Here is a 21,250-nt window from a genome sequence, read left to right as displayed (position 1 = left end):
TACAAAATTAAAATTATAATAACTTGTTTCCAATGCACATTCTTTCCCTTTATCTATTTTAAAGAGATACCATTTACGAACTCAAAAAATCCCCTCAAAGCGTCAGCATTAAAGGGATACCTCCTATCATCTTCTTTCTTCATACAACCGATTTGCTTTATATGAGAAAAAGAAAAACATACATGTCGAAATGGGGATAAATGTTAAAAAAAGTCCTCTCATTAATGCAAATGGCGTTTCAAATAAGAATGACCATAGAAACGATACGCCTTGCTTATCCCATAATCCTGGAGTCAAGTATAGTTCTTTCGGATTTACAAATGCTCCTAAATTCATCGTATTACTACTATACATAAATAAAAATAATATCGGCACATAACAGATCGCTAATTCTAAAAATGTTTTAGATAGACGTTTATACTTCCCTGCTCGTGACATTTGATCTGAAAAAATGTCATCTTCACTTTCCTCATTTACCTTTTTAAAATAGTACGTACCTGACCAACGATTACCAGCTATATGCTCCCAGCCACTATCTTCAAATAATGTGCAGTAATTAATAAATTCACTTTTTCTACTAAATACTCTATGGTCTATTCTAATCGTCGCATCTTCCGGCTCTGTATATCTAAATGTATAACCAAATGTATTGCTTTCTAGTTGATAGCCTTTCCAAGCCATCTCTTCTAACCATTTTTCCTCTTTCTCAAAGTCTAAAAAGAATTTCAATCTCCACATCATCGTTTCCCCCTAACTATACGTGTAATAAACTCTTTGTAACCTCAATAATGTGTTGCATTCTCATAAAGTCTAAGTGCAATACTTCTTTCCCACGTTCCGTAATGACATACACTTTTCTTCGTTTATCTTCACTTTTTACCGATTCTATTAACCCTTGTTTTAATAAATTTTCAACCGCACCATACAATGTACCCGCTGCGATTTTTACTTGATGATTACTCAGTTCCTCCACCTTTTGCATAATTAAATATCCATGAGCTGGCTCTAATAACGCTAAAAGGACGTAATACGTTGTTTCCGTTAATGGTAAATTTTTATCTCTATTCATAAAGACCTCCAATGTAACGATAAATATATAGCTAAACTATATAGTTCAACTGTATAGTTTGATTTTATACAGTTAGACTGTATATGTCAAATTAAGTCATAAAAAAACAACCTAGATCTCATATGATCTAGGTTGTTTCTTACATAAACGTAATCGTCACTAAAGAATATCCCTCTTTTGCATTATACGGCTCAGCTTTATAAGAAACACGGTTTGCCCCTTGTGGATAACCGATTTCTCCAATTACTTCTTTCACATCTTGCAATGCGCCATCCATTGATTGTTTATAAAGGATTTCAATCTTTGGTGACTTTGCGTTATAACGTTGCTGCATTTTATTTTTGAATTCATTATAGTTATTTGCGATGTATTCATTTCCTAAATAATTTAACTTTGTATCTTTTAATATTTGCTGATATGCAGGGATTTTCGTACCACCTACCGCAATTTTATTTGTTAATGTACTATAATAATTTGTTGTAGCTTGCGGATAGTCCCCGCGGTTCCACTCATGATTTCTTGCGATTTGCTCATCTGATAAGTTGAAATAAGAATATGTTACGCGGCCTTGTTCATCTGGTATTGGATCATCGAATGTCGTATCAAGGTGATACCATTTGTTTTCGATTTTCACTAAGTTCCAAGCATGAGGCTGACCGTCTCCAGTTCCTACTACAAAATGATTCTCAATACCAGCTTCTTTTAATAATTGATAGGTTAATAGTGCGTAACCTTGGCAAACTGCAGAACGATTTACGAGTGCTTCATATGCTGTGTAAGCTTTATAAGACGTATCATAAGAAATATGCTTTACGACATAATCATGAATCGCCTTCACTTTTTCGTGATCATCCATTCCAACTTGAGTAATAGAAGAAACGATTGCCTTTGCTTGCTTCATTACATATTCCGTTTGTTCTTTCGTTTCACGATATGTAATCTTTAACGTAAACGTATAATTTCCAGGTGATCCAGAAATTCCATATGAAACATTCGATCTATTATAATTTGTATACTCATTTTTACTTGCGACTTCTTTATAGGCATTGAAAAGTGTCTTCATTACTTCTTCATGATCACTATTTTTCGTTTTATATGGAAGTGTAATATTCGTTTCATACGCATTAATACGCTTTTGCACTTCATCTTTAAATGCCGCTAATAATGCCGCATCCCCTGTATTTTGCACCGCAACTTCAGGCTTTTTATATTTCAAAGTATTATATAAAAACTGTGCATACTGTTCACGTTTTACCGTGCTATATGGCTCAAATCCCCCTTTGCCTGTACCAGAAGCAATCCCGTTTGATTGCACCGCACTAATTGCATTTTCACCCCAAAAACCACTTGGAACATCGTTAAATGTATGCTTTTGTTTCGCTGAAAGATGAAAAGCATTTGTTAGAATTTGTGCCATTTCTGCGCGGCTAACAGAATCTTTCGGTCTAAATCCACCGTTTGCATCACCTTTAAAAACCCCTAATTTCGTTAACGTTAAAACCTCTTCAGGAAACAATGTTGAACCTGAGCGAATATCTCGATACGGATTATTTAAAGTTGATCCATCTTTTAATACGTAACGAGCACCTTCATTACTGAACGTACCACCTTGCTTATTCGGTACTAACACACGATAAATTAAAGCTGCAACTTGTTCTCTCGTCGCAACATCACCAAAACCAAACTTTCCATTTCCATAACCGGAAATAATATTTTTACTCGCTAAATCTTTAATCGCGGGATACGACCAATGCGATGTAGGAACATCAGAAAAAATACCCGCCTCAGCAGCTTTCACATCACTTCCATTTGTATATAATAAAGCGCCACCAATAAGTGTTAATGATGTAATTGATTTTAATAGTTTTGTGTACATAATTCCTTCTCCCAATACGTTCTCTATTTTTATATTTTGTTGAAAAATCTAAAATAATATGACAAAACATATTATACTATTAAAATTTTTTGAAGGATATATTAAGTTTTGAAATATGCAAAAACTCATATTTTTATATTTTTCCATATTAATATTATGTTGTTTTACTTGCGGATATATAAATAGAAAAGAAATACAACATACAAACAGCCCAAGTTCCTCATTGAAACTTGGGCTGTTTTTCGTTCTAGTACAAAAACCATAAGAGCTTGTAAGTAGTACTCACCTAAACTCGGCCATACTCCCATGATTACTTTAACAAAGGTTTTCACTTGAAACTTATCTATTATTTAACTGATTCTACTTGTTTCTCTAATTCTCTTCCAAGGAATGTAGCAAGCTCAAGCATACCAAATTGATTCGCTACAGACTCTGCGCCGGAATTATAGTTTGTGTTTGTATTAATATCATACGTATAAATTGTTCCATCCGAACTGCGAATAAATTCAATACCCGCAACGGTAATTTCATTTTGGGAGTAATACAAAACCTTAGGTTGGTTGGCATGTATGGTGAAGCCAAGTATAAGAAAAAGATAATTCCCCCTAAGATTCAGGTTTAAAACTTCGTGTTTTCTGAACATTTACAATCATAAACCTAGTTAAATTTATATTTCTTTACATGTAAATCATAACAAAAAAATACATATATAACTAGACTTGCAATTAAGTTCTATTAAAATTAATATTTGGATATATAGTAAAAAAAAGTAATTGGAGGGAATACAATGAAAAAATTTATTAAATCTATACTTATGGCTTCAGTTTTATCATTAGGTATTACGTCATTAGCCCCTACGAAAGGATATGCTGATGAATATAATTACACTAATGAAGTAGAATTAACTTATGAAGAAGTTATGGCAAATATTGATCCAAATGAAGTTGAAGTTGTTCAAGATCATGTAATGTACCTAGCACCGGTAATTCCAGCGATTGTTTTGGCAATATTACGAATAGTACCTGCTGCTATAAGATTAGGCCAACAATCTGTAAATCTATCGAAATTTACAATTAAAACTGCTGGAAGATTAAAAGACCCTAAATCAGGTTGGATGATTGTTAGAGACCGAGGTAATAATCCTCACGGTGGAAGCTTTTACAAATTATTAAATAAAGCAGGGAAAAGAATAGCGACTTTAGATAAAAATGGAAAAATTCTCAGAGATTAATTATTTTAGAAAAAGCAGGTAATCTGGAGGTTACCTGCTTTCTCTCTATTACCATGTTATATTATAGAAATATAGAATGAAATGAGGTGCAAATATGCTACTAAAAGATTATATGAATGAACATTTCCCTAAATTGGAGTTAAAACCGTCGTTGTTTTATAATTGGGAAATTGGAATTAGATTCGAGTTAGGTGTAAATTATGAAGTAAAACACGCCTATGCAAAAAGTCCATATTTACTAAAGGTATACGAAAGAGCAGTTAATTTATTTAATACCTTGCATGCTCCTGAAGATGACATTATTATTGTATCTAATATAGATGATTTTGGAAATAAATCAGTTTTCAAACATAAACTAAAAGTATTTTCTCCTTATATTAAAACTAAAAAAGTTTTATATAAATTAAATGGGATAACAGTCCCTTATCTTTTTCCGGAAGATGATGAAGAAGGTAAATATAAAACACATAGGTTTGTCCTTACATGTAAAGTATCTGATATTAAATATGCAACAATGATAAAAGCAATTTGTAATCAAGATATGGGAATAAAACCGAAGATTCTTCACGATGTCTTTTTTATAAATATCAAAAAAGGTACTATTTTTCATATTTACGATGATAGAGGCGCGGATTTGATAGCCGCTTCAATTGATTCTATCCAAGGTATTTATGAAAAATATAATAATTGGATTCTAGATTACGATAGAGAAAAAATAGACTGCGTTTTTAAATAAAATACCTTATTAGAGGTCACTATACATACCCATGTTGTTGAGCTAATTGCTCCCACAACAAATACTAGCAATGATAGAAACAAGTAATATGTAATTTTCGTTTAGGGGTGTCTTAAAATCTTAGCTTGACGGGCATGGGGTACTGTCACATCGCTATCAAGCTAATAAAAAGAAATGCCCCCTAAAATGAAAAATACGCTATTCTTTCTGTAGAATCATAGGAAAAGATGACATTTTTGTATGTCTATTTCTGTACCTGATGAATTACAACTATTTGCTCAAGAAGTAGCACATCGAAATCTGTATATTCTCTTCTCCTCGGGCTATTGATAAAGAAAAGGCATTCTTATGAATGCCTTTTCTCTCTTATATATGCTCTTCTTAATTTAGTTTGTGATAAACCATTGGACATTTAATTATGAAAAAGTACCAATAACAAAAAAAGTTAAAAATAATGATACATATCCAAGATACATAAAACGTTTATCGTGTGTTTTAAAATATAACGTAATACACAGTAAAGTGACCAGTAAAAAAACTGCTGTAGACACCATGAACATCATTGTTTTTAATTCCTCATTACTTAATACTGCTAAATTAGGCAGCTCATTTTTTAATACTGAATCCTTAATAATATCTATTATTCTTAAGTTAATCATATTACGTTTAAGTAATATTAATTTTATATTACTACACCTTTTGAAAAAATTCTCTTTTCTTGATTAAATTCCATTTTTTACTTTAAAATACAGCAGAACCCACCCACTTACCTACAATGTAACCAATATAAATAAGCAGAGCTCCTGTTAAGATATAAAAACAAGTTTTAAAATACATACTCCTTTCAATCGCATCACCAATTTGATGAAACATGTTTGACATAAAGAAAACACCACCTTTTTATAATTATTAGAGTAGAACACACAGAGATATTATCAGAAAATAACTAATTAACACAACGCTTATTGGAATAATAATATATAAAATAATAACAGTGTTAACAAAAAATTAAAATTTATGAAATGAATTACTTTGGAGTTAATATTTAGAATTCAAAAGGTTTATTAGGTAAAAAACACTTTATATTACAACTAATTATTTCTATTTAATAAATCCCCCAACCTTTATGACAGCGCTTGAGCATACCTTTCTATAAAGTTGATTAATAATAGGATTGAATCATATTGCTCAACGATCCATATTGTTTAACATAATAAAATAATATTCAGACGGATGCCCAATACATATTATTAGAGTTTAAATGGTTTCAATCTGAGGAAAGAACCTTTGAGTGCTTTTTTTATGGAGAATCAGTTTAAAAACTAAAAATAAAAGAACCTCAATAAATGAGGTTCAAAAAATCTACTATTTTAAATTACCTTCGTAAAAAGCAACTCCATTTTGAACATGTTTTAAATACCATGTAATCGTCCCGCCACAAACATTTTCATTAAAACTATTAGCATATACTCCATTTGAGTAATAGAGAGTTCTTTTGAATTTACCATTAGAATACTCATAAGGAATTGAGCATGCTGCTTGCTTCGGAGAGTTCACAGCTTTTTGCGTATCAGCCGAAACTGCCCCAATTCCTCCTGTTAATGCAATACCAGTTGCTAATGCTCCCACTACTAATTTCTTGAACATAATAAATCCCCCTTTAATAGTTTTTATAGCTTACAACTTAAATCTATCACTTTTGTAATTTTTGTAAATATATTGAATATGTAGAAATATTTATTTAATTTTTGGTAATATTGGGATTTTATTTTATCAAATGGAAAATAGAGGTTATTAGAAAAGTATGTAACAATGCATAATAAATCAATCAGATATTATGATATACTCACAAAGAGCTGATACAAAATTTCTTTAGATTGGAAAACTAAAGTCCTATCTACCTAAAAGAAAGGCGCCTAATGGCGTCTTTTCTTTATTTTTAAAGGGACCTGCTCAATTCATTCTTTAAAACACAAGGTAAAGTGAACCCATTAAAATCCATGGAATGAACCCTAGTTTTACCCTTTTATCCAAAGGAGGCACTATTGGTATGGGATATGGTGGTAGTTGCGGCGAAGGCTGCGGTTTCGCTGGAGGATTTGCTTTATTAGTTGTATTATTTATTCTATTAATCATTATCGGATGCAGTTGTTTCTGCTAAAAAACTATTAGAAAAGGTACCTATATATGGGTACCTTTTCTTTATGTGCCTTATTCATTATCTAGTTCCAAACTTTTATCACGATTGGATTCGCGTTTTTCATTTTTCGCATTTGTCATACCTCAAATATGAATCGATTTAAGACATGAGCTTTTAACTAAAAGAATTTGGGACCATTTTCTCCCACAAAGGAAATACCTTGTTGAAAAACTCTATTATTTTTAATAAAAAATAAGTTCATATAGATGCTATTTATAATATCCAAGAATAGATAATCGTATAAAAAACACCATTCCTCATAACCTCTACATGGGGTACCGCCAGCATTTTGGAAAATAACCACGCTAAGAGTATGCAAGATTTTATATAGAATCGATTATTGAAATATATTATAGGCATAAGAAGATCCCCCCTAGTTTAAGCTAGAGGGGATCTTCTTATGCCTATTTCAAACTACTCACAATCTCCGCAAATATCACTTCAAACGCATGCACACCTGCATCTGGATATCCTAAACTTGGTCATACGACCACTATTACTTTAACAAAGATTTTCACTAGAACCTTATATATTATTTAACTGACTCTACTTGTTTCTCTAATTCTCTTCCAAGGAATGTAGCAAGTTCAAGCATACCAAATTGATTCGCTACAGACTCTGCGTCAGAATTATAGTTTGTGTTTGTATTAATATCATACGTATAAATTGTTCCATCCGAACTGCGAATAAATTCAATACCAGCAACGGTAATTTCATTTTCTTTCAAAAACTCTTTGTATTGTTCAATAATTGGCTCTTGGAAGTCTGATATAATTTCAAATTTTGTTGACGACTCTTTCTTACTCTCTTCTCCTACTGGGCAAAAAGCATCTTGAATCGAACACGCATCTGCTGGACAAAGTTCAAATCCTTCTGATGTATCTACTTTAACTGCATATACAAACTGGCCGCCTACAAACTCACAACGTGTAATATATGGTTCGGGCGCTTCAATATATTGCTGGATTAAAGTAATTCCATCAATGGGTTCTTCAAATGCCGGACCATCCAAATATTGTTCTAAAGCATCAATGGAATGAAAGAGTTGAACACCAAGGCCTTTACCTGCACGGTTATGCTTTGTAATAAACGGTACTTTCCCTAACTCCTTTGCTGCTTTTACTATATGATCACGGCCAACAGCACCAATTGTTTTCGGCACTTGTATCCCAAATTTTCTTAATGCTGCATATTGATTCAATTTACTTACTTCAAGGCGTAACGCACGAGACCCATTAAATACTGTTCGCCTGTATCCCTCTAGCCAAGCAAGAACCCCTTCAGTCAATTCAGGTGCATATCGATGCCCTCTCGTATGTGAAGAGGCACTCATGCGGCTATAAAAAACACCTTGAGGAGGTTCTTTTTCTAACGAAAGTGTTCCTTCATTTAAAAGCCATTCCTCATACGGTAACTCCAGTTCTTCCAACCTTTTCACCAAATGATCCGTCCATTCCTTATTCTCATGTAATATGTAAATTTTACTCATTTGTAATCAATTCCTTTCTTTTTGATTCAACTAATGGCATCACTTTTTCAGAAAATCGTTTCATCTCTTCAAGCTGCGGTGAAAATTGTAAAAGTAATAACGTAACACCCACTTTTTCAAAAGCAAGTATCCTTTCTGCAATTTGTTCTGGTGTTCCGATTAAATTAGGACGTAACCCGCGATTAGATACGGAATAATCATTGAGCTTCACTTGCTGTTCCAAATGCGATTTACTAATAAAGTCTTGATAACCCGCATAACCTAGAGCATCGTCTTTCACATCCGTTATGCGTCTCCATTCTTCTAATGCCTCTTCTTCTGTATCACGACAAATGACGTAAGCCGCGAGCCCGAATGACTGCAATGGCTCCTCTGTGACTTTCTTTCTACGATTCTTCATATCTTCTATTTTTACAAATACTTCTTCCACTGTTCCCCCGTGCATTACATATGCATCCGCGTGATTTACAATTACTTCTTTTCCTCGCTCACTCTCACCACCTGCATAAAGCTTAATGCCTTTTTTCTGCACAGGTTTTGGACTTAAATGTGTATCATGAAGCTCATAGAAGTTCCCTTTATAAGAAAACTTTTCTTCTTTCCAAAGCTCCTTCAAAACTGTGACAAATTCCTCTGTGCGATCATATCTTTCATCATGTGCAGTAAATACTCCGCCGTACTGTTTCGCTTCTTCTTCCCACCATGCTGAAACTACATTTAATGTAAAACGACCATTACTTAATTGATCTATATTCGCTGCCATTTTCGCTGTAACAGCTGGATTGTGGAAGCCAGGTCTGACAGCTGTCATAATCTCTAATTTATCCGTTACTGCTGCAAGTGCTGCCGCAGTTGTCCACGCCTCTAAACTTGGTGCTGAAACACCTTTTATATCATTTAAATTTAATTCTGCAATAAGTGTTGTTGAAAAACCTAATTGTTCTGCCGCTTGCGCTGTTTGTTTTGCATACTCAAACGTAGGCGGCATAGATTCATCATCTACATTTCGAAGCCATCCCCCAAAAATCGGTAACCAAAAACCGTACTCCACTACCTATTCCCCCTTTAACTTTTAGCCATAAAAAAAGCTACTCTTAACGAAATAAGAGTAGCCTTCTTGACTAAGTGAACCGCTCTTATCTTTCAGGTGTTTTTTCACCTGCAGGATTTGGCACCTTTCGTCTAAAACGAGGTTGCCGAAGTTTCATAGGGCCCGTCCCTCCACTTCTCAACATAAGAATTGTTTGATTTTCATTTATTATAATCATCAGAATAATAAAAATCAATCCTTTAATACTTATTTTTCCGATATACATTAAATGATATATGAAAAATTATATTGTTATAGAGATTTGGGTATTATGTTGTTTTACTTGCGGATATATAAAGAGGTATGTTGTATCATGTCTAAAACATCATGTATAACCAAGTTGCTTTTGAAATCATTGACACTAAATTTCATATTACATGCAAATAAACAAGGAACCTATTAGTCAGTTCCTTGTTTATTTAGCTAAAGCAGGCTTCTTTGGAGAACCCAAATAAAAGTTAAATCAAATCCTATTTAACATTTTCCTTCACATATATGACAGTAAAGAATACATCATCACGGTGTCAGCAAGCAAAAGTGTATTCTGCATTTCTGAAAACAGTAGATGGCAGATTGTGACCTGCTGAATCTGCTAAGAAAGAATATACAAGAACATCCTTAACATCATCTTTATTTCCACTAATGATGACATCAAGAAAATCTTCTATTTGGAATTCTGGCGTAAACAATACAATCTTAGTTGTTCTGTTTGGTTCTAAAGAAACAAACGTACGAGAGATTTCAACTAATTCATTTTGAGTTGGGAAAGAAATGTTTCGACTTCTCTTAACAGTTACCGTTACATCACTAGTATGGCAGCGTGAATCATTGTTTAACATAATGTTGAGAGCAGTTGGAATAATCCCATTTTCAGAAACTGGAACTCGAAACACTCCAGTAGATTTATGAGCCATATAATCACATCCTTTCAAAATAAAATATATTTACAATATATTAGATGCAAGAAACATTCATTTTGATAGGGACAAATTATATGATTCATATATCTATAATAACCCTCGATATTACTAAGACAATGATTTACAAGATTAACAAATATCGTGAGACCCAATCGAATGTATATTAAAAGTAAAAAGAATAAGGTGTCTAAAAGATTACCTATTTTGAGCCAATAATGAGACATTATGTTAATCTTATATGTATAGTTGCACAAAATTAAGAAACTTAAGGAGATAGATTAATTTTATGAGAAAATCATTCATATTACTTACTTTAATTCTAGTATTAGTCAGTGTTACGGCTGCTTGCACACAAGATAAAAAAGATAGTGCCGTTGAAAATGGTCCAATAGAAGAACCCACCGCAAAAAATGAAAATGAAGAATTAATAAATTTTGAAGAAAAAGAAGATATGAGCCGCTTGGAACAAGGTATTTTATTAGTTGGTGAGAGTGTTAAGGGAGGCTATTACTTGACCGCCGTTCAAAATGCATATTTAAATGCTAGTAACGATTCCGTCGTTGTTAATGTCTCTGTAAAAAATGTACGAGGTCAAACGATTGGACTATCAGAATTAAAATATAACTTAAAAGATGAAAAAGCCGGAAAGGCCTATGAAGGAAAGGTGCTTGATCAAAACCCTTCTGATATACAAGTTAAACCAAATGAAACGGTAGAATTAAAAATAGCTTTTGAAGTACCAAGTACCGCAGATGAATATATGTTTTATATTGAAAGCTCTTTAGATCCTCTAGGAGCACACTGGAAAATCGATAAGTTGCAATCACAAAAAAACTAAGTCTCAAATAAGCAAAAAGCAATGAAAAATTTGATATAGATACAAATGAATAATATATAAACATAAAACCATCGATTTAATGAATCGTTGGTTTTTTTCAAAAAATGCTCCATTAAAAACTAGGAGACAAAAAAGAACTAATCCCTAGTAGAGATTAGCTCAATACATCAAAAGCTATTATAGTACATAGTTTTATGAGCAAACGTTATATAATGTTGTATGGGATACATAACCTGTCATCCCTTTATATGTAACTTTTAACCACTGTTTAGAATTACTGTAATGACCTTGAACATATTCACCAGTTACCCATGTTCCAGTAATTTTCGCACCATCATTAAATGTATGTAAGACAGGTGATCCAACAGTGTAACCACTGCGCATCTTTGCACCATATACACCTACCGTACCTCCCTTTGCACAAGCTGCTACTACAGTTTTATTTTCAGTAGTATTCGTAGCCGCAAAAGCAGAGCCGTTAAATGTAAACAAAGTAAACATAAAAGCTGTTAATAAAGTACAAATAGATAAGCGACGTAACAAAATAAATTCCCCCTTTTTTTATAATATATTGCTTCATAAATGATTATCTTAAATATTCTAACTATTTTCAATATATTAATGTTGAGAAATATTAGTTGTAGTTTTGAAATAAGATTTTATCAAAAATATTAACAAACTCATATCTTTACAGAGAGAGCACCGAAAGAAGTCTTCTACATATCAACTATAAAAATCCCCTCCACCATAAGGCAGAGGGGATCTTCTCATTCCTACTTCAAACTACCCGCAATCTCCGTAAAGATAACTCCAAGTGCATGTGCACCTGCATCTGGATAGCCTAAGCTTCTTTCGCCAACTGTACCGGCACGGCCCATGCGAGCTACGATTTCTTTCGTATACTCTGCGCCTTTAACCGCTGCTTCTGCTCCTTTTTCAAAGGCAATTTTCATGTCTTCTTCGTTTAAAGCGCTAGCTAACCAAGAGTCTACACATGGAGCAAGTGCGTCAACAAGCAAAAGTGAAACATAATTTAGGATTATTGTATGCAGATCAAAATCTTTCCGAACTAGCAATTAAATACCTAAATGGATCACTTGTAAACAACCAAAAAACATTGTTCTTATTAGCACAGGAGTATTTCAAATTAAATGATACAAACACTGTCAGATTGCATATTGAAAATGGATTAAAAATATCAAATGAAGAGTACACCCATCATTTCAATATTCTAAAAGGATTAAATGACAATATAAGTACAGATGAATTAGAAGACATCATTTTGGCAGGAATTTGTTATTTTAAGAAAGAAGAGTTATGGAAATACGTAAAAGATTATTCAGCTGTTCTAGGTAATAAGTTTTACGAGTTAAAATCGTATGAAAAAGCGAGCAAGTATCTACACATGACAAATGAAGCTGATAAAAAGGCTTCAGAGAAAGGAGCTTTAAAATAATGAAAAAATCTCTATTAATTTTCACTATTGTCACAGGTTTTTTATCTTTCAGCTTCAGTAACACTACAAACTTACAATCTGTATCAAAAGAAAATGTAGATTTAGTTCAATATGCACACGGTGAAACTATTTAACACAATATAATACTAAAAAGTTATGTCATTACCCCCTTACAATGCGTAACATAAATAATTATTAACAAAATAAAAAGAACCCACTAAAGGTTCTTTTTATTTTTGCTTGCTACTTTTAACCATTAATCTAACTTTCATTTATTAGTAATGAACAAGAATTCGAGATTACAATTTCCAAAATGAACCAACAGATCATGATATTCCAATTGCAAGTAAAATATTGAAATATTTTACAATTCATTATAATATATGTATGAATTTACGGATTTGCTAACTTCCCTAAAATGAATGATAATTTATTAATAGAGAACAAGAAAAGAGGTGTAGAAATTGAAACGATTTACAAAGAAACAAAAAGTAATAATTATCATTTTTATAGTTTTTGTAGTTTTTGTTCTATTAATGTTCTTAGGATTAATAACAATCAAAACTACTTTATTTGAGGGGAGCATTTACGTAAATTAACAAAGCATAGGGGGAATTATGTTGAAAAAACTAGTAAAACCAATCGTCTATCTTTTAGCCTTCATACTAACGTTCACAGGTCTTTTTGTGAATCAGTCTTTCGCCGCCGCAACAGAAACAACAACTAACACCATCGAACAACAACAAATCGAATTTGAAAACCACATCAAGCATTTAGCTACAACTGATCCAGAAGCAAAAAAATCATATGAACAGTATGCTCAATTAAGTGATGAAGATAAGAAAAACTTTGTGAAAGCGCTTAATAGCGAAGAATTTGTAAAAGCACTTCAAGCTACTACAACTTTAAATCCAGGTGAATCAAGATCTTTCAGTAATGGTTCTATCATAGCAAGCGTTGTCGAAGAAGTTAAACCTCAAAATGAGGCCCCATTTAACACTCTTGCAAGTTATGCAGTTAAAGAAAGAAATGTAACACAAAAGGTAGTTGTATTTGGTATTTTCGCTAGTATCTATTGGGTGAAAGTTAGATTTCAGCATCCACTAGGCTCAAGAGATGTAACGAAAACATTAAGTGCTGATAACGGACACACTAACATTAATCCATCAATTATTGTAACCGACATAGGCGCAAGCCATTGGGCATCTGCTGGCTGGGCTTTTGCAACTGGTAAATTTAGAATTGCAGCTACAGGTTCTATAGGATTCTGGTCATTTACACATGTTTTAAATTTAAAAGCTGATCCTGAATATACAACTGGTTGGCTTAACTAACATCTCCATAACAAGCAAAAAAGAGTCCTATTAAATTAGGACTCTTTCACTTTTCTCATAGAAACAAATTTTCAAATTCTATTAACGTTTTGATTAGTGTCATTACCTGAACTACTAGCGTAATCTCCGAAACGATATCTAATTTCTGTACACTCCCTTTCTTCCCAGCTTCTTTTTTTCGTCCATGCTTAAGTATTCTGTTTACTTTTCTTCTTAATTTTTTTGTCCATTATAAAAACTCCCTATTTATTAAAGTAACGAGATTCACTCGTTCACTATGTATAATCAATTTCACCCCAACTTCCCTTTCTATTACAATTACCATTTGATAATTGTTATAAATATAAACATTTTACAAATCTAACTACTAAAACATTTAATTTTCTAAAATACAAGAAACACCAAATATAATGTATCCTAAAAGGTACACCTTATGGAACAATCTCTCCATCTCTTCCAAACCACTTCATAAGGTGTCCGACCATAATTTTGGAGCACTTTCTGTCAATTAGTTAGTTTTTCAAAAATACAATTAAGCAACCTGAATTCCATATTTATAGGAAATCACGTTGCTTTTTTTAGAACTATTATTTTAGTATTTATAAACATACCCATCTTCACGTAGAAAACATCTAGCGAAATTATATATCACTCAACTATAAAAAATCCCCTCCACCACAAGGCAGAGGGGACTTTCTAATTCCTATTTCAAACTACCCGCAATCTCCGTAAAGATAACTCCAAGTGCATGCGCACCTGCATCTGGATATCCTAAGCTTCTTTCACCAACTGCACCAGCGCGGCCCATGCGAGCTACGATTTCTTTCGTGTACTCTGCTCCTTTGACCGCTGCTTCTGCACCTTTTTCAAAGGCAGTTTTCATGTCTTCTTCGTTTGAAGCGCTAGCTAACCAAGAGTCTACACATGGAGCAAGTGCGTCAACAAGTGTTTTATCACCAACTACCGCTCCTCTGCCGAATGATCTTTCACCGATAGATTGTATGCCTTGCAGTGCTGCTTGCAACATTTCTGCGAATTCTTTCACTGTTAACTCACGCTTCTCGCCTGCTGCTTTACTAGCTGCACGGAATGCTCCGCCCCAAATTGGACCAGATGCGCCGCCGCAATGTTCCATAATAATCATCGAGCAACCGTCAAGGAATGACCCGATCGTTACGTTCTCTTGATCTACAATAGAATGCCACTCACGTTTTAATTGCTTAAATCCTTTTGCTACACTCATTCCGAAGTCGCCGTCACCCGCATGTGTATCTAACTCACAGAACGGTACTTCATTTTTAATAATAATATCGCTCATTTTATCAACGAGATAAATTATGTTGTTTAATGTAATGACATTATTTTTAATAACAGCGTGCTCTTCCGCTGTTTCTATTTCAAAGGAAACTTCCTTTTCTTCTGCTCCTTCAAGTACATTTACATACTCAACACTTTCAACTGGCCCATCTACTTTAAACGCTGGTGTATTACATTCTTTCGATAGTAATGTTTTTAGCTCATCATCTAACTTCATTACCGTTAAAGACATACCAGCCATATCGATACTCGTCATATAATTACCGACGAATACTCTATTGATTTTAATGTTTCTTGCAGCTAGTTCTCGTGTAACTGCGTTGTTAAATAAGTAAAGTTCTTGCAGTGGTGTTCCGCCAAAACCGTTAACTAAAAGCGCAATTTCTTCGCCGTCTTTTACTCCTAAATCTTTTACAAGATCATTTGTCATACGGTTCGCTAATTCATCAGCTGACAACATTTTTTCACGTTTAATTCCTGGTTCGCCGTGAATACCTACGCCGTATTCCATTTCATCTTCCGCAAGTGTGAAAGTAGGTGATCCGCTCGCTGGAACAGTACAAGACGTTAACGCTAAACCGATTGTGCGCACGTTAGCCGCTGCTTTTTCTGCGACAGCTTTCACCGCTCCTAAATCCATACCTACTTCCGCTGCTGCGCCGGCAATTTTATGAACGAGAATAACGCCCGCAACGCCGCGTCGTCCTACTGTATATAGACTATCTTCTACCGCAATATCATCGTCCACTTTTACGTAGTCGACTTCAATTCCATCTTCAGTCGCTAAATGCGCTCCGTTTTTGAAATTCATAATATCGCCGCTGTAATTTTTAATAATTAATAACGTACCTTTTTTACTCGCTGTTTCTTTAATTGCTTGATATACCTGAATTTGTGAAGGCGAAGCGAATACATCTCCGCACACTGCCGCATCTAACATTCCTTTTCCGACTAGTCCTGCATGCGCTGGCTCATGACCACTACCGCCGCCACTAATTAACGTTACTTTATTTTCGTTCATTTCTTTTTTCTTAATGACTTTATATTTTTTCAAAAGCTCAAGCTCTGGATGAGCCATAACCATTCCGTTACACATTTCCATTACTAATGTTTCTGGTTTATTTATAATCTTTTTCATTGTGATTCTCCCTCAATTCCTTTAATATATTGTGATATATTTGAAATCTTCTTCTTACTATCCATGTTAAAATGAAAGCGTTTTATAGTAAACGGACAAAATGGACAATCTGTCTAAAGACACCGCTCTCATTTGTAGATAGGATTTTCATATTACTAACATTCTAGGGATGATTCAGATGACCTCTTCTATAATTTCTAAAAAGATAATCGCGAATTCATTGAAATATTTAATGGAAACAGAGTCGTTTCATAAAATATCAGTGAGCGATATTATGTTACACTGTCAAATGCGTAGGCAAACTTTTTATTATCATTTTAAAGATAAATTTGAGCTATTAAGCTGGATTTATAGAGAAGAAACGAAAGAGAACATTATCGACTTTCTCGACTATGAAACGTGGGAAAATATTTTCGATTTATTATTTGATTACTTTTATGAAAATCAAAAATTTTACCGAAATGCTTTTAAAGTCATTGAGCAAAACTCGTTTAACCACTATTTATTTGAGCATACGAAAAACTTATATATGAAAATTATTGATGAATTATCTATGAGCTGTGGATTCAGCCTTTCTGATGAGACAAAAAATACGATTGCCTCTTTTTATAGTCACGGCTTCGTTGGAACGATAAAAGATTGGATTGAAAGCAAATGCGAAGTAGATCCGTCCATTATGTCTTCTCTCATGAAAAATATGATAAACAATCAATTACTACTATTACTGGAGCAATCAGCAAAGTAATTAAAGGGTGGAAAAAGCAATGAAAAAGATTATGAATGATGTAGAAAATGTTGTTCAAGATATGATGCATGGCTTTTATTTTGAACATAACGAAAAAGTAAATTACGATGAAACAAATAACATCATTTATGTAAAAGATATAGAAAAACTGAAGCAAAACGTCGCTATCATAAGCGGCGGTGGTAGTGGACACGAACCTGCTGATATTGGTTATGTAGGAAAAGGTATGCTTACTGCGGCCGTAAACGGCAGTATTTTCACTCCGCCTACAGTGGAACAAATTATTGCAGCAACTCGCCTCATGCCAAAAAATAAGAGTATTTTATTCATCATCAAAAACTTTAAAGATGACGTAGCAAACTTTTTAGCAGCAGAACAAATCACAAAAGAAGAAGGAAGACAAATTGACCACATCATCGTAAATGACGACGTTTCAATTGAAGATGATGCTTCGTTTAATAAAAGAAGACGTGGCGTCGCTGGTACTGTTTTCGTTCAAAAAATACTTGGTGCGGCTGCTCTTGAAGGCCATTCTTTAGAAGAATTAACAATGCTTGGGCAATCTATCATCAAAAACTTACACACATTAGGCGTCGCCCTTTCACCTGCAAACGATCCTATGAAAGGAAAAGCTTCATTTTCATTAAACGACGATGAAGTCTTCTACGGCGTCGGCATTCACGGAGAAAAAGGATACCGTAAAGAAGCACTATCCTCTTCTGAAATATTAGCGATCGAACTAATGAACAAACTTAAAAGCATTTATCGCTGGAGAAAAGGCGACAACTTCGCCATCCTCATTAATGGACTCGGCGCAACCCCATTAATGGAACAATACATTTTCGCAAATGATATTCGCCGTTTATGTGAGCTTGAAGGATTACATGTGGAGTTCGTAAAAGTTGGGACACTGCTAACTTCTTTAGATATGAAGGGTGTTTCGCTGAGTTTGCTTAAGGTAGAAGATTTGGATTGGGTGAAGTGGTTGAAGGAAAGTACGGGAGCTGCTAGTTGGTAATACAAATAAAAATAGGATGGCTTCAATAGGCCATCCTATTTTTGCACATAATTAACCTATTAAAAACATTCAATTACTGAAGAATTCTGCACTCAATATGACAGCAAATTTACATTAAAAATGTAAATCCTCATTTCCTTCGTATTTTCCTTTATTAAGTCTTTTTCTTATGAATAATTCTGCAACAATTAAATTGGGTACCCACGCTAACCAAGCAATAATAGCGTAGCTAAGTTCAAACCGCTCTATTCCAAATAGAACGATAAACAACGGTAGCCAAATTCTTAATGTAACTGCTCCAAAGGTTAAAGAATAATTTCTAATCATCCAATTCCGATGTTCTTTAATTTTTTTATTCTTAACTCTATGTAACGCTTCATATGCTGATGTTAGCCAAAATACGGATAACAAACCGAAACCTAGCTTCGCTACCAATCCTCCCGTGGCATAAAAGGATAGATATAGTCCAGAAACGCCTCCTAATAATATACCAACCATATAGATTCTCCCAACTATTCGATGACGGTTGATATTTCTTTCTCTAAATTTAGTGGATAATGTAAAAGGGCCAATTACTAATGCTACTATACTAGTTGTAATATGTATAAGTAGCATCATATACCAGAACGCACTTAATTTAGATCCAAACATAAGCTTCGCTTTTACAAGTCCTGTTTGAAATCCATTCAAAATAAAGTATTGGACAATAATATAACTAGCTACTAAAAAAGCGAAACAAGTAAATACATACCAAATTTTCCTGTTCAAATTTCACTGCCTCCCTATTACATTCACGGAAATTAGATTATATATTACTGTTCATTCTCGGGAAAAAGAGAAAAGCCTTCTTCAATGATCTATTCCACACATTGTTTTTACAAATGAAATTAGGATGAGACTTACATTGAATGAAGAATAAAATATATGATACAAGGCCCTTCTTCCTACATAAAAACCCTCAAGTATATCGTTCTATACTTGAGGGTTTACTCATCTATTTCTTCTCATCTCTCATTTTCTTACAACAATAGTTAGCTCATCTGTAATCTGCTCAAGATGAAAAAATCTTTTTATATAATGGATATGTGACCATTTTTCTTCTCCACCAATAATAAATAATTCTTGCGCATCATACATAAATGAAAAGCTTGGATAGAAACTGTCAGCCTTTATTTCAATCTCACCCGTACGATTACTGATCATCTTACAGTCTGCTGAATAGCTTAATAACGTATAGAGAGAATCTTGTGCTGATTGGAAGAAATACTTCATAAGTGTTGTTATATCATCACTATTGGTAATGCACACTTTAAAAAAGTTCGTATCCTTTTTCTTATTAGTAAAAACTAGCTCAAAATGAAGTTTATTCTCTTCTAAAAATCCTTCAATAAAGTCTCTACATAAATAAGTTTCAAATAACATATACATAGGAAATTTGTTATGTGTACACATAAATCCTTTAATGATTTCTTCGAATCCTGTATGCTGATTCCAATTCGTTCCCACTCCTATCATAATAGGGTGATTTAAATAAATAGGATACGGTGATAACCCTTCATCTTTTAACATATATACTCGTTTTTCATCTGTATGAAGAGCTGGTTTAGACTCTTTTAATAAGTATTGAGATAATTGAACATGTAACACATTTACACCTGCCTATCATGTAATACATAAAATGGATCTATTAAATTAGAAAAACAGAATGATCCATTCAAATTTTACCGTGTTTGAGCCTGGAGAACTAGAATCATTTTATAAACGAGGATATCTTACAAGGACAAAATCACCTCACTGAATGATTACAGGTCTCCCAAATAAAGCTGGATAATAAATGAACATCGCACCTACAAATGAACATACTAGACAAAAAACAGCTTCGTATTTTATAACTAAAGAAGAGTTCGTATCCAGCTTTTTCCCCTCTCTTTTTAATATTATTTTAAATAATGCTGTATATAATATTTTATATAATACATACCCAACAAGCGCCCCGAGGGTATTCGTAAATAAATCATCAATATCTGTAATTCTATTATTTAGTAATTGATTTAACTCAATTGCCAATGAAAAAAAGAATCCCGTACATACGGTGTTTTTCATTTTTCTAAACTGCGGCCAAATAGTCGGTAGTAAAAAACCTAACGGCATAAACAGTACAATGTTCAAAAGATACGTCGTACTACCTGCCGTATCAAATAGAGTCAAGTTAATTTGATTTACACGAATCCACGTTTCATATCTACTTATATCCCATACAGTCGCGATTTGCGTCACCTTATACACTAGCGAAAGGTAGAACAGAAAAACATATACCCATAGAAAATGCCGAATAGATATATTTTTTTTCGCTTTAAAATAAAAGCCAATTTGAAACACAATACAAAAAATAATAGTAAAAAAATAAGTATACAAATAACTCATCAAAACTCCTGTATGCATGTAGAATCCCCTAACTTTACATTTTCATCTATGATCTTGTTGTTTATAGGATAGGAAAAACTTTTAAAATAAAAAGTGGGGTAAATATAAAATTTCTCTTAAATCTTCACATGCAACCCTTGTAGTATATAACCATGTGAATCGTTTGTTCAGTTAAGACATGAAATTAAGAAATATATGACGTACTATAATCACTCTTTCTATCAATAGAATGTAAAGAAGATGACTCCTGTTTGCATACAGTAATCATCTTTTTTAGGTTGCCTAACTTTTTTTAGAATGTCCTTTACAAAGGGTACAGATCAAGAGCACCTTATTCCTATTCAAGGGGATCAACTATACCTTCTTCCC

At 33.4% G+C, this 21,250-nt stretch carries 22 protein-coding genes, 3 pseudogenes and 1 riboswitch; of the genes and pseudogenes, 10 read left to right on the top strand and 15 right to left on the bottom strand.

Annotated elements, in window-relative coordinates:
* Positions 1 to 126: 126 nt before the first annotated feature.
* The 4 genes and pseudogenes from J0835_RS05230 to J0835_RS05215 all read right to left on the bottom strand — a co-directional run.
* Entirely contained in the window at positions 127 to 741 is a 615-nt protein-coding gene (locus tag J0835_RS05230; RefSeq protein WP_087979662.1) for a DUF2812 domain-containing protein, read from the bottom strand.
* A gap of 13 nt (positions 742 to 754) precedes the next feature.
* Entirely contained in the window at positions 755 to 1,069 is a 315-nt protein-coding gene (locus J0835_RS05225; protein WP_001078066.1) for a PadR family transcriptional regulator, read from the bottom strand.
* Positions 1,070 to 1,208: 139 nt separating this feature from the next.
* Positions 1,209 to 2,945, bottom strand: coding sequence for an S-layer homology domain-containing protein (locus tag J0835_RS05220; protein ID WP_087979661.1), 1,737 nt, complete (start codon positions 2,943 to 2,945; stop codon positions 1,209 to 1,211).
* 346 nt (positions 2,946 to 3,291) lie between these two features.
* Positions 3,292 to 3,489, bottom strand: a pseudogene (locus J0835_RS05215) (alpha-L-glutamate ligase); the annotation flags it as partial.
* 243 nt (positions 3,490 to 3,732) lie between these two features.
* Here J0835_RS05215 and J0835_RS05210 point away from each other — a divergent pair.
* A complete protein-coding gene (locus tag J0835_RS05210) occupies positions 3,733 to 4,176 on the top strand; it encodes a hypothetical protein (protein WP_061139925.1) in 444 nt (147 codons plus the stop codon).
* A 94-nt stretch (positions 4,177 to 4,270) separates the two neighbouring features.
* Complete coding sequence (locus J0835_RS05205) at positions 4,271 to 4,912, top strand: DUF3885 domain-containing protein (protein WP_087979660.1); 642 nt, start codon at positions 4,271 to 4,273, stop codon at positions 4,910 to 4,912.
* 741 nt (positions 4,913 to 5,653) lie between these two features.
* Here the strand turns inward: J0835_RS05205 and J0835_RS05200 are convergent.
* Positions 5,654 to 5,794: a hypothetical protein gene (locus J0835_RS05200; RefSeq protein ID WP_176373322.1), complete on the bottom strand. Its 141-nt coding sequence runs from the start codon at positions 5,792 to 5,794 to the stop codon at positions 5,654 to 5,656.
* Positions 5,795 to 6,277: 483 nt separating this feature from the next.
* Positions 6,278 to 6,559 (bottom strand): LCI fold-containing protein, encoded by a 282-nt coding sequence (locus J0835_RS05195; protein WP_087979658.1) that lies wholly within the window; start codon positions 6,557 to 6,559, stop codon positions 6,278 to 6,280.
* A 403-nt stretch (positions 6,560 to 6,962) separates the two neighbouring features.
* Here J0835_RS05195 and J0835_RS05190 point away from each other — a divergent pair, with 403 nt between their 5' ends.
* Complete coding sequence (locus J0835_RS05190; protein WP_000540371.1) at positions 6,963 to 7,073, top strand: YjcZ family sporulation protein; 111 nt, start codon at positions 6,963 to 6,965, stop codon at positions 7,071 to 7,073.
* 571 nt (positions 7,074 to 7,644) lie between these two features.
* Here the strand turns inward: J0835_RS05190 and J0835_RS05185 are convergent.
* From J0835_RS05185 to J0835_RS05175, 3 genes are all read right to left on the bottom strand, one after another.
* Positions 7,645 to 8,601, bottom strand: a complete 957-nt coding sequence (locus tag J0835_RS05185) for an ATP-grasp domain-containing protein (RefSeq protein WP_087979656.1) — start codon at positions 8,599 to 8,601, stop codon at positions 7,645 to 7,647.
* Positions 8,594 to 9,652 carry an LLM class flavin-dependent oxidoreductase gene (locus J0835_RS05180; RefSeq protein WP_087979655.1) on the bottom strand — a complete coding sequence of 353 codons (1,059 nt, stop codon included), beginning with the start codon at positions 9,650 to 9,652 and terminating at the stop codon, positions 8,594 to 8,596. The genes J0835_RS05185 and J0835_RS05180 overlap by 8 nt, the downstream gene beginning before the upstream one ends.
* 82 nt (positions 9,653 to 9,734) lie before the next feature.
* Positions 9,735 to 9,841, bottom strand: a riboswitch (SAM riboswitch).
* Between the two features lie 374 nt (positions 9,842 to 10,215).
* Entirely contained in the window at positions 10,216 to 10,605 is a 390-nt protein-coding gene (locus tag J0835_RS05175; RefSeq protein ID WP_087979654.1) for a hypothetical protein, read from the bottom strand.
* Positions 10,606 to 10,897: 292 nt separating this feature from the next.
* On the opposite strand from J0835_RS05175, the gene J0835_RS05170 reads away from it, so the two are divergent.
* The gene (locus J0835_RS05170; RefSeq protein WP_087979653.1) at positions 10,898 to 11,449 is read left to right on the top strand and encodes a DUF4352 domain-containing protein; all 552 of its coding nucleotides are present in this window, start codon (positions 10,898 to 10,900) and stop codon (positions 11,447 to 11,449) included.
* Between the two features lie 192 nt (positions 11,450 to 11,641).
* Here the strand turns inward: J0835_RS05170 and J0835_RS05165 are convergent, their stop codons facing one another.
* Together J0835_RS05165 and J0835_RS05160 are read right to left on the bottom strand one after the other, a co-directional pair.
* Positions 11,642 to 11,992: an SH3 domain-containing protein gene (locus tag J0835_RS05165; protein ID WP_000946188.1), complete on the bottom strand. Its 351-nt coding sequence runs from the start codon at positions 11,990 to 11,992 to the stop codon at positions 11,642 to 11,644.
* 230 nt (positions 11,993 to 12,222) lie between these two features.
* Positions 12,223 to 12,465, bottom strand: a pseudogene (locus J0835_RS05160) (DAK2 domain-containing protein); the annotation flags it as partial.
* Here J0835_RS05160 and J0835_RS05155 point away from each other — a divergent pair.
* From J0835_RS05155 to J0835_RS05145, 3 genes are all read left to right on the top strand, one after another.
* On the top strand, positions 12,444 to 12,905 hold the full coding sequence (locus J0835_RS05155; RefSeq protein ID WP_242250110.1) for a hypothetical protein: 462 nt from the start codon (positions 12,444 to 12,446) through the stop codon (positions 12,903 to 12,905). The pseudogene J0835_RS05160 and the gene J0835_RS05155 overlap by 22 nt on opposite strands.
* Positions 12,905 to 13,039: a hypothetical protein gene (locus J0835_RS05150; protein ID WP_254912982.1), complete on the top strand. Its 135-nt coding sequence runs from the start codon at positions 12,905 to 12,907 to the stop codon at positions 13,037 to 13,039. Before J0835_RS05155 ends, J0835_RS05150 begins: the two co-directional genes overlap by 1 nt.
* Before the next feature lie 483 nt (positions 13,040 to 13,522).
* Positions 13,523 to 14,239: a hypothetical protein gene (locus tag J0835_RS05145; protein WP_242250111.1), complete on the top strand. Its 717-nt coding sequence runs from the start codon at positions 13,523 to 13,525 to the stop codon at positions 14,237 to 14,239.
* Between the two features lie 703 nt (positions 14,240 to 14,942).
* On the opposite strand, the gene dhaK is transcribed toward J0835_RS05145, so the two are convergent.
* Positions 14,943 to 16,694 carry a dihydroxyacetone kinase subunit DhaK gene (gene dhaK, locus J0835_RS05140; RefSeq protein WP_087979651.1) on the bottom strand — a complete coding sequence of 584 codons (1,752 nt, stop codon included), beginning with the start codon at positions 16,692 to 16,694 and terminating at the stop codon, positions 14,943 to 14,945.
* Between the two features lie 178 nt (positions 16,695 to 16,872).
* On the opposite strand from dhaK, the gene dhaS reads away from it, so the two are divergent.
* Positions 16,873 to 17,439, top strand: coding sequence for a dihydroxyacetone kinase transcriptional activator DhaS (gene dhaS / locus J0835_RS05135; protein WP_000204216.1), 567 nt, complete (start codon positions 16,873 to 16,875; stop codon positions 17,437 to 17,439).
* A 19-nt stretch (positions 17,440 to 17,458) separates the two neighbouring features.
* Positions 17,459 to 18,457, top strand: a complete 999-nt coding sequence (dhaQ, locus tag J0835_RS05130) for a DhaKLM operon coactivator DhaQ (protein ID WP_087979650.1) — start codon at positions 17,459 to 17,461, stop codon at positions 18,455 to 18,457.
* 114 nt (positions 18,458 to 18,571) lie between these two features.
* On the opposite strand, the gene J0835_RS05125 is transcribed toward dhaQ, so the two are convergent.
* The 3 genes from J0835_RS05125 to J0835_RS05115 all read right to left on the bottom strand — a co-directional run bounded on the left by J0835_RS05125 (position 18,572) and on the right by J0835_RS05115 (position 20,899).
* Positions 18,572 to 19,225: a DUF2306 domain-containing protein gene (locus J0835_RS05125; RefSeq protein ID WP_087979649.1), complete on the bottom strand. Its 654-nt coding sequence runs from the start codon at positions 19,223 to 19,225 to the stop codon at positions 18,572 to 18,574.
* 243 nt (positions 19,226 to 19,468) lie between these two features.
* Positions 19,469 to 20,104, bottom strand: a complete 636-nt coding sequence (locus J0835_RS05120) for a hypothetical protein (protein ID WP_087979648.1) — start codon at positions 20,102 to 20,104, stop codon at positions 19,469 to 19,471.
* Positions 20,105 to 20,248: 144 nt separating this feature from the next.
* On the bottom strand, positions 20,249 to 20,899 hold the full coding sequence (locus J0835_RS05115) for a VanZ family protein (RefSeq protein ID WP_000556858.1): 651 nt from the start codon (positions 20,897 to 20,899) through the stop codon (positions 20,249 to 20,251).
* A gap of 132 nt (positions 20,900 to 21,031) precedes the next feature.
* Between J0835_RS05115 and J0835_RS05110 the strand changes: the two are divergent.
* Positions 21,032 to 21,109 (top strand): annotated as a pseudogene (locus tag J0835_RS05110) (TetR family transcriptional regulator); the annotation flags it as partial.
* Positions 21,110 to 21,250: the final 141 nt, after the last annotated feature.

The sequence above is a fragment of the Bacillus cereus group sp. Sample62 genome (assembly GCF_036851315.1).
GTDB classification, from domain to species: Bacteria; Bacillota; Bacilli; order Bacillales; family Bacillaceae_G; genus Bacillus_A; species Bacillus_A wiedmannii.
This window is presented reverse-complemented; position numbering and strand designations above follow the sequence as displayed.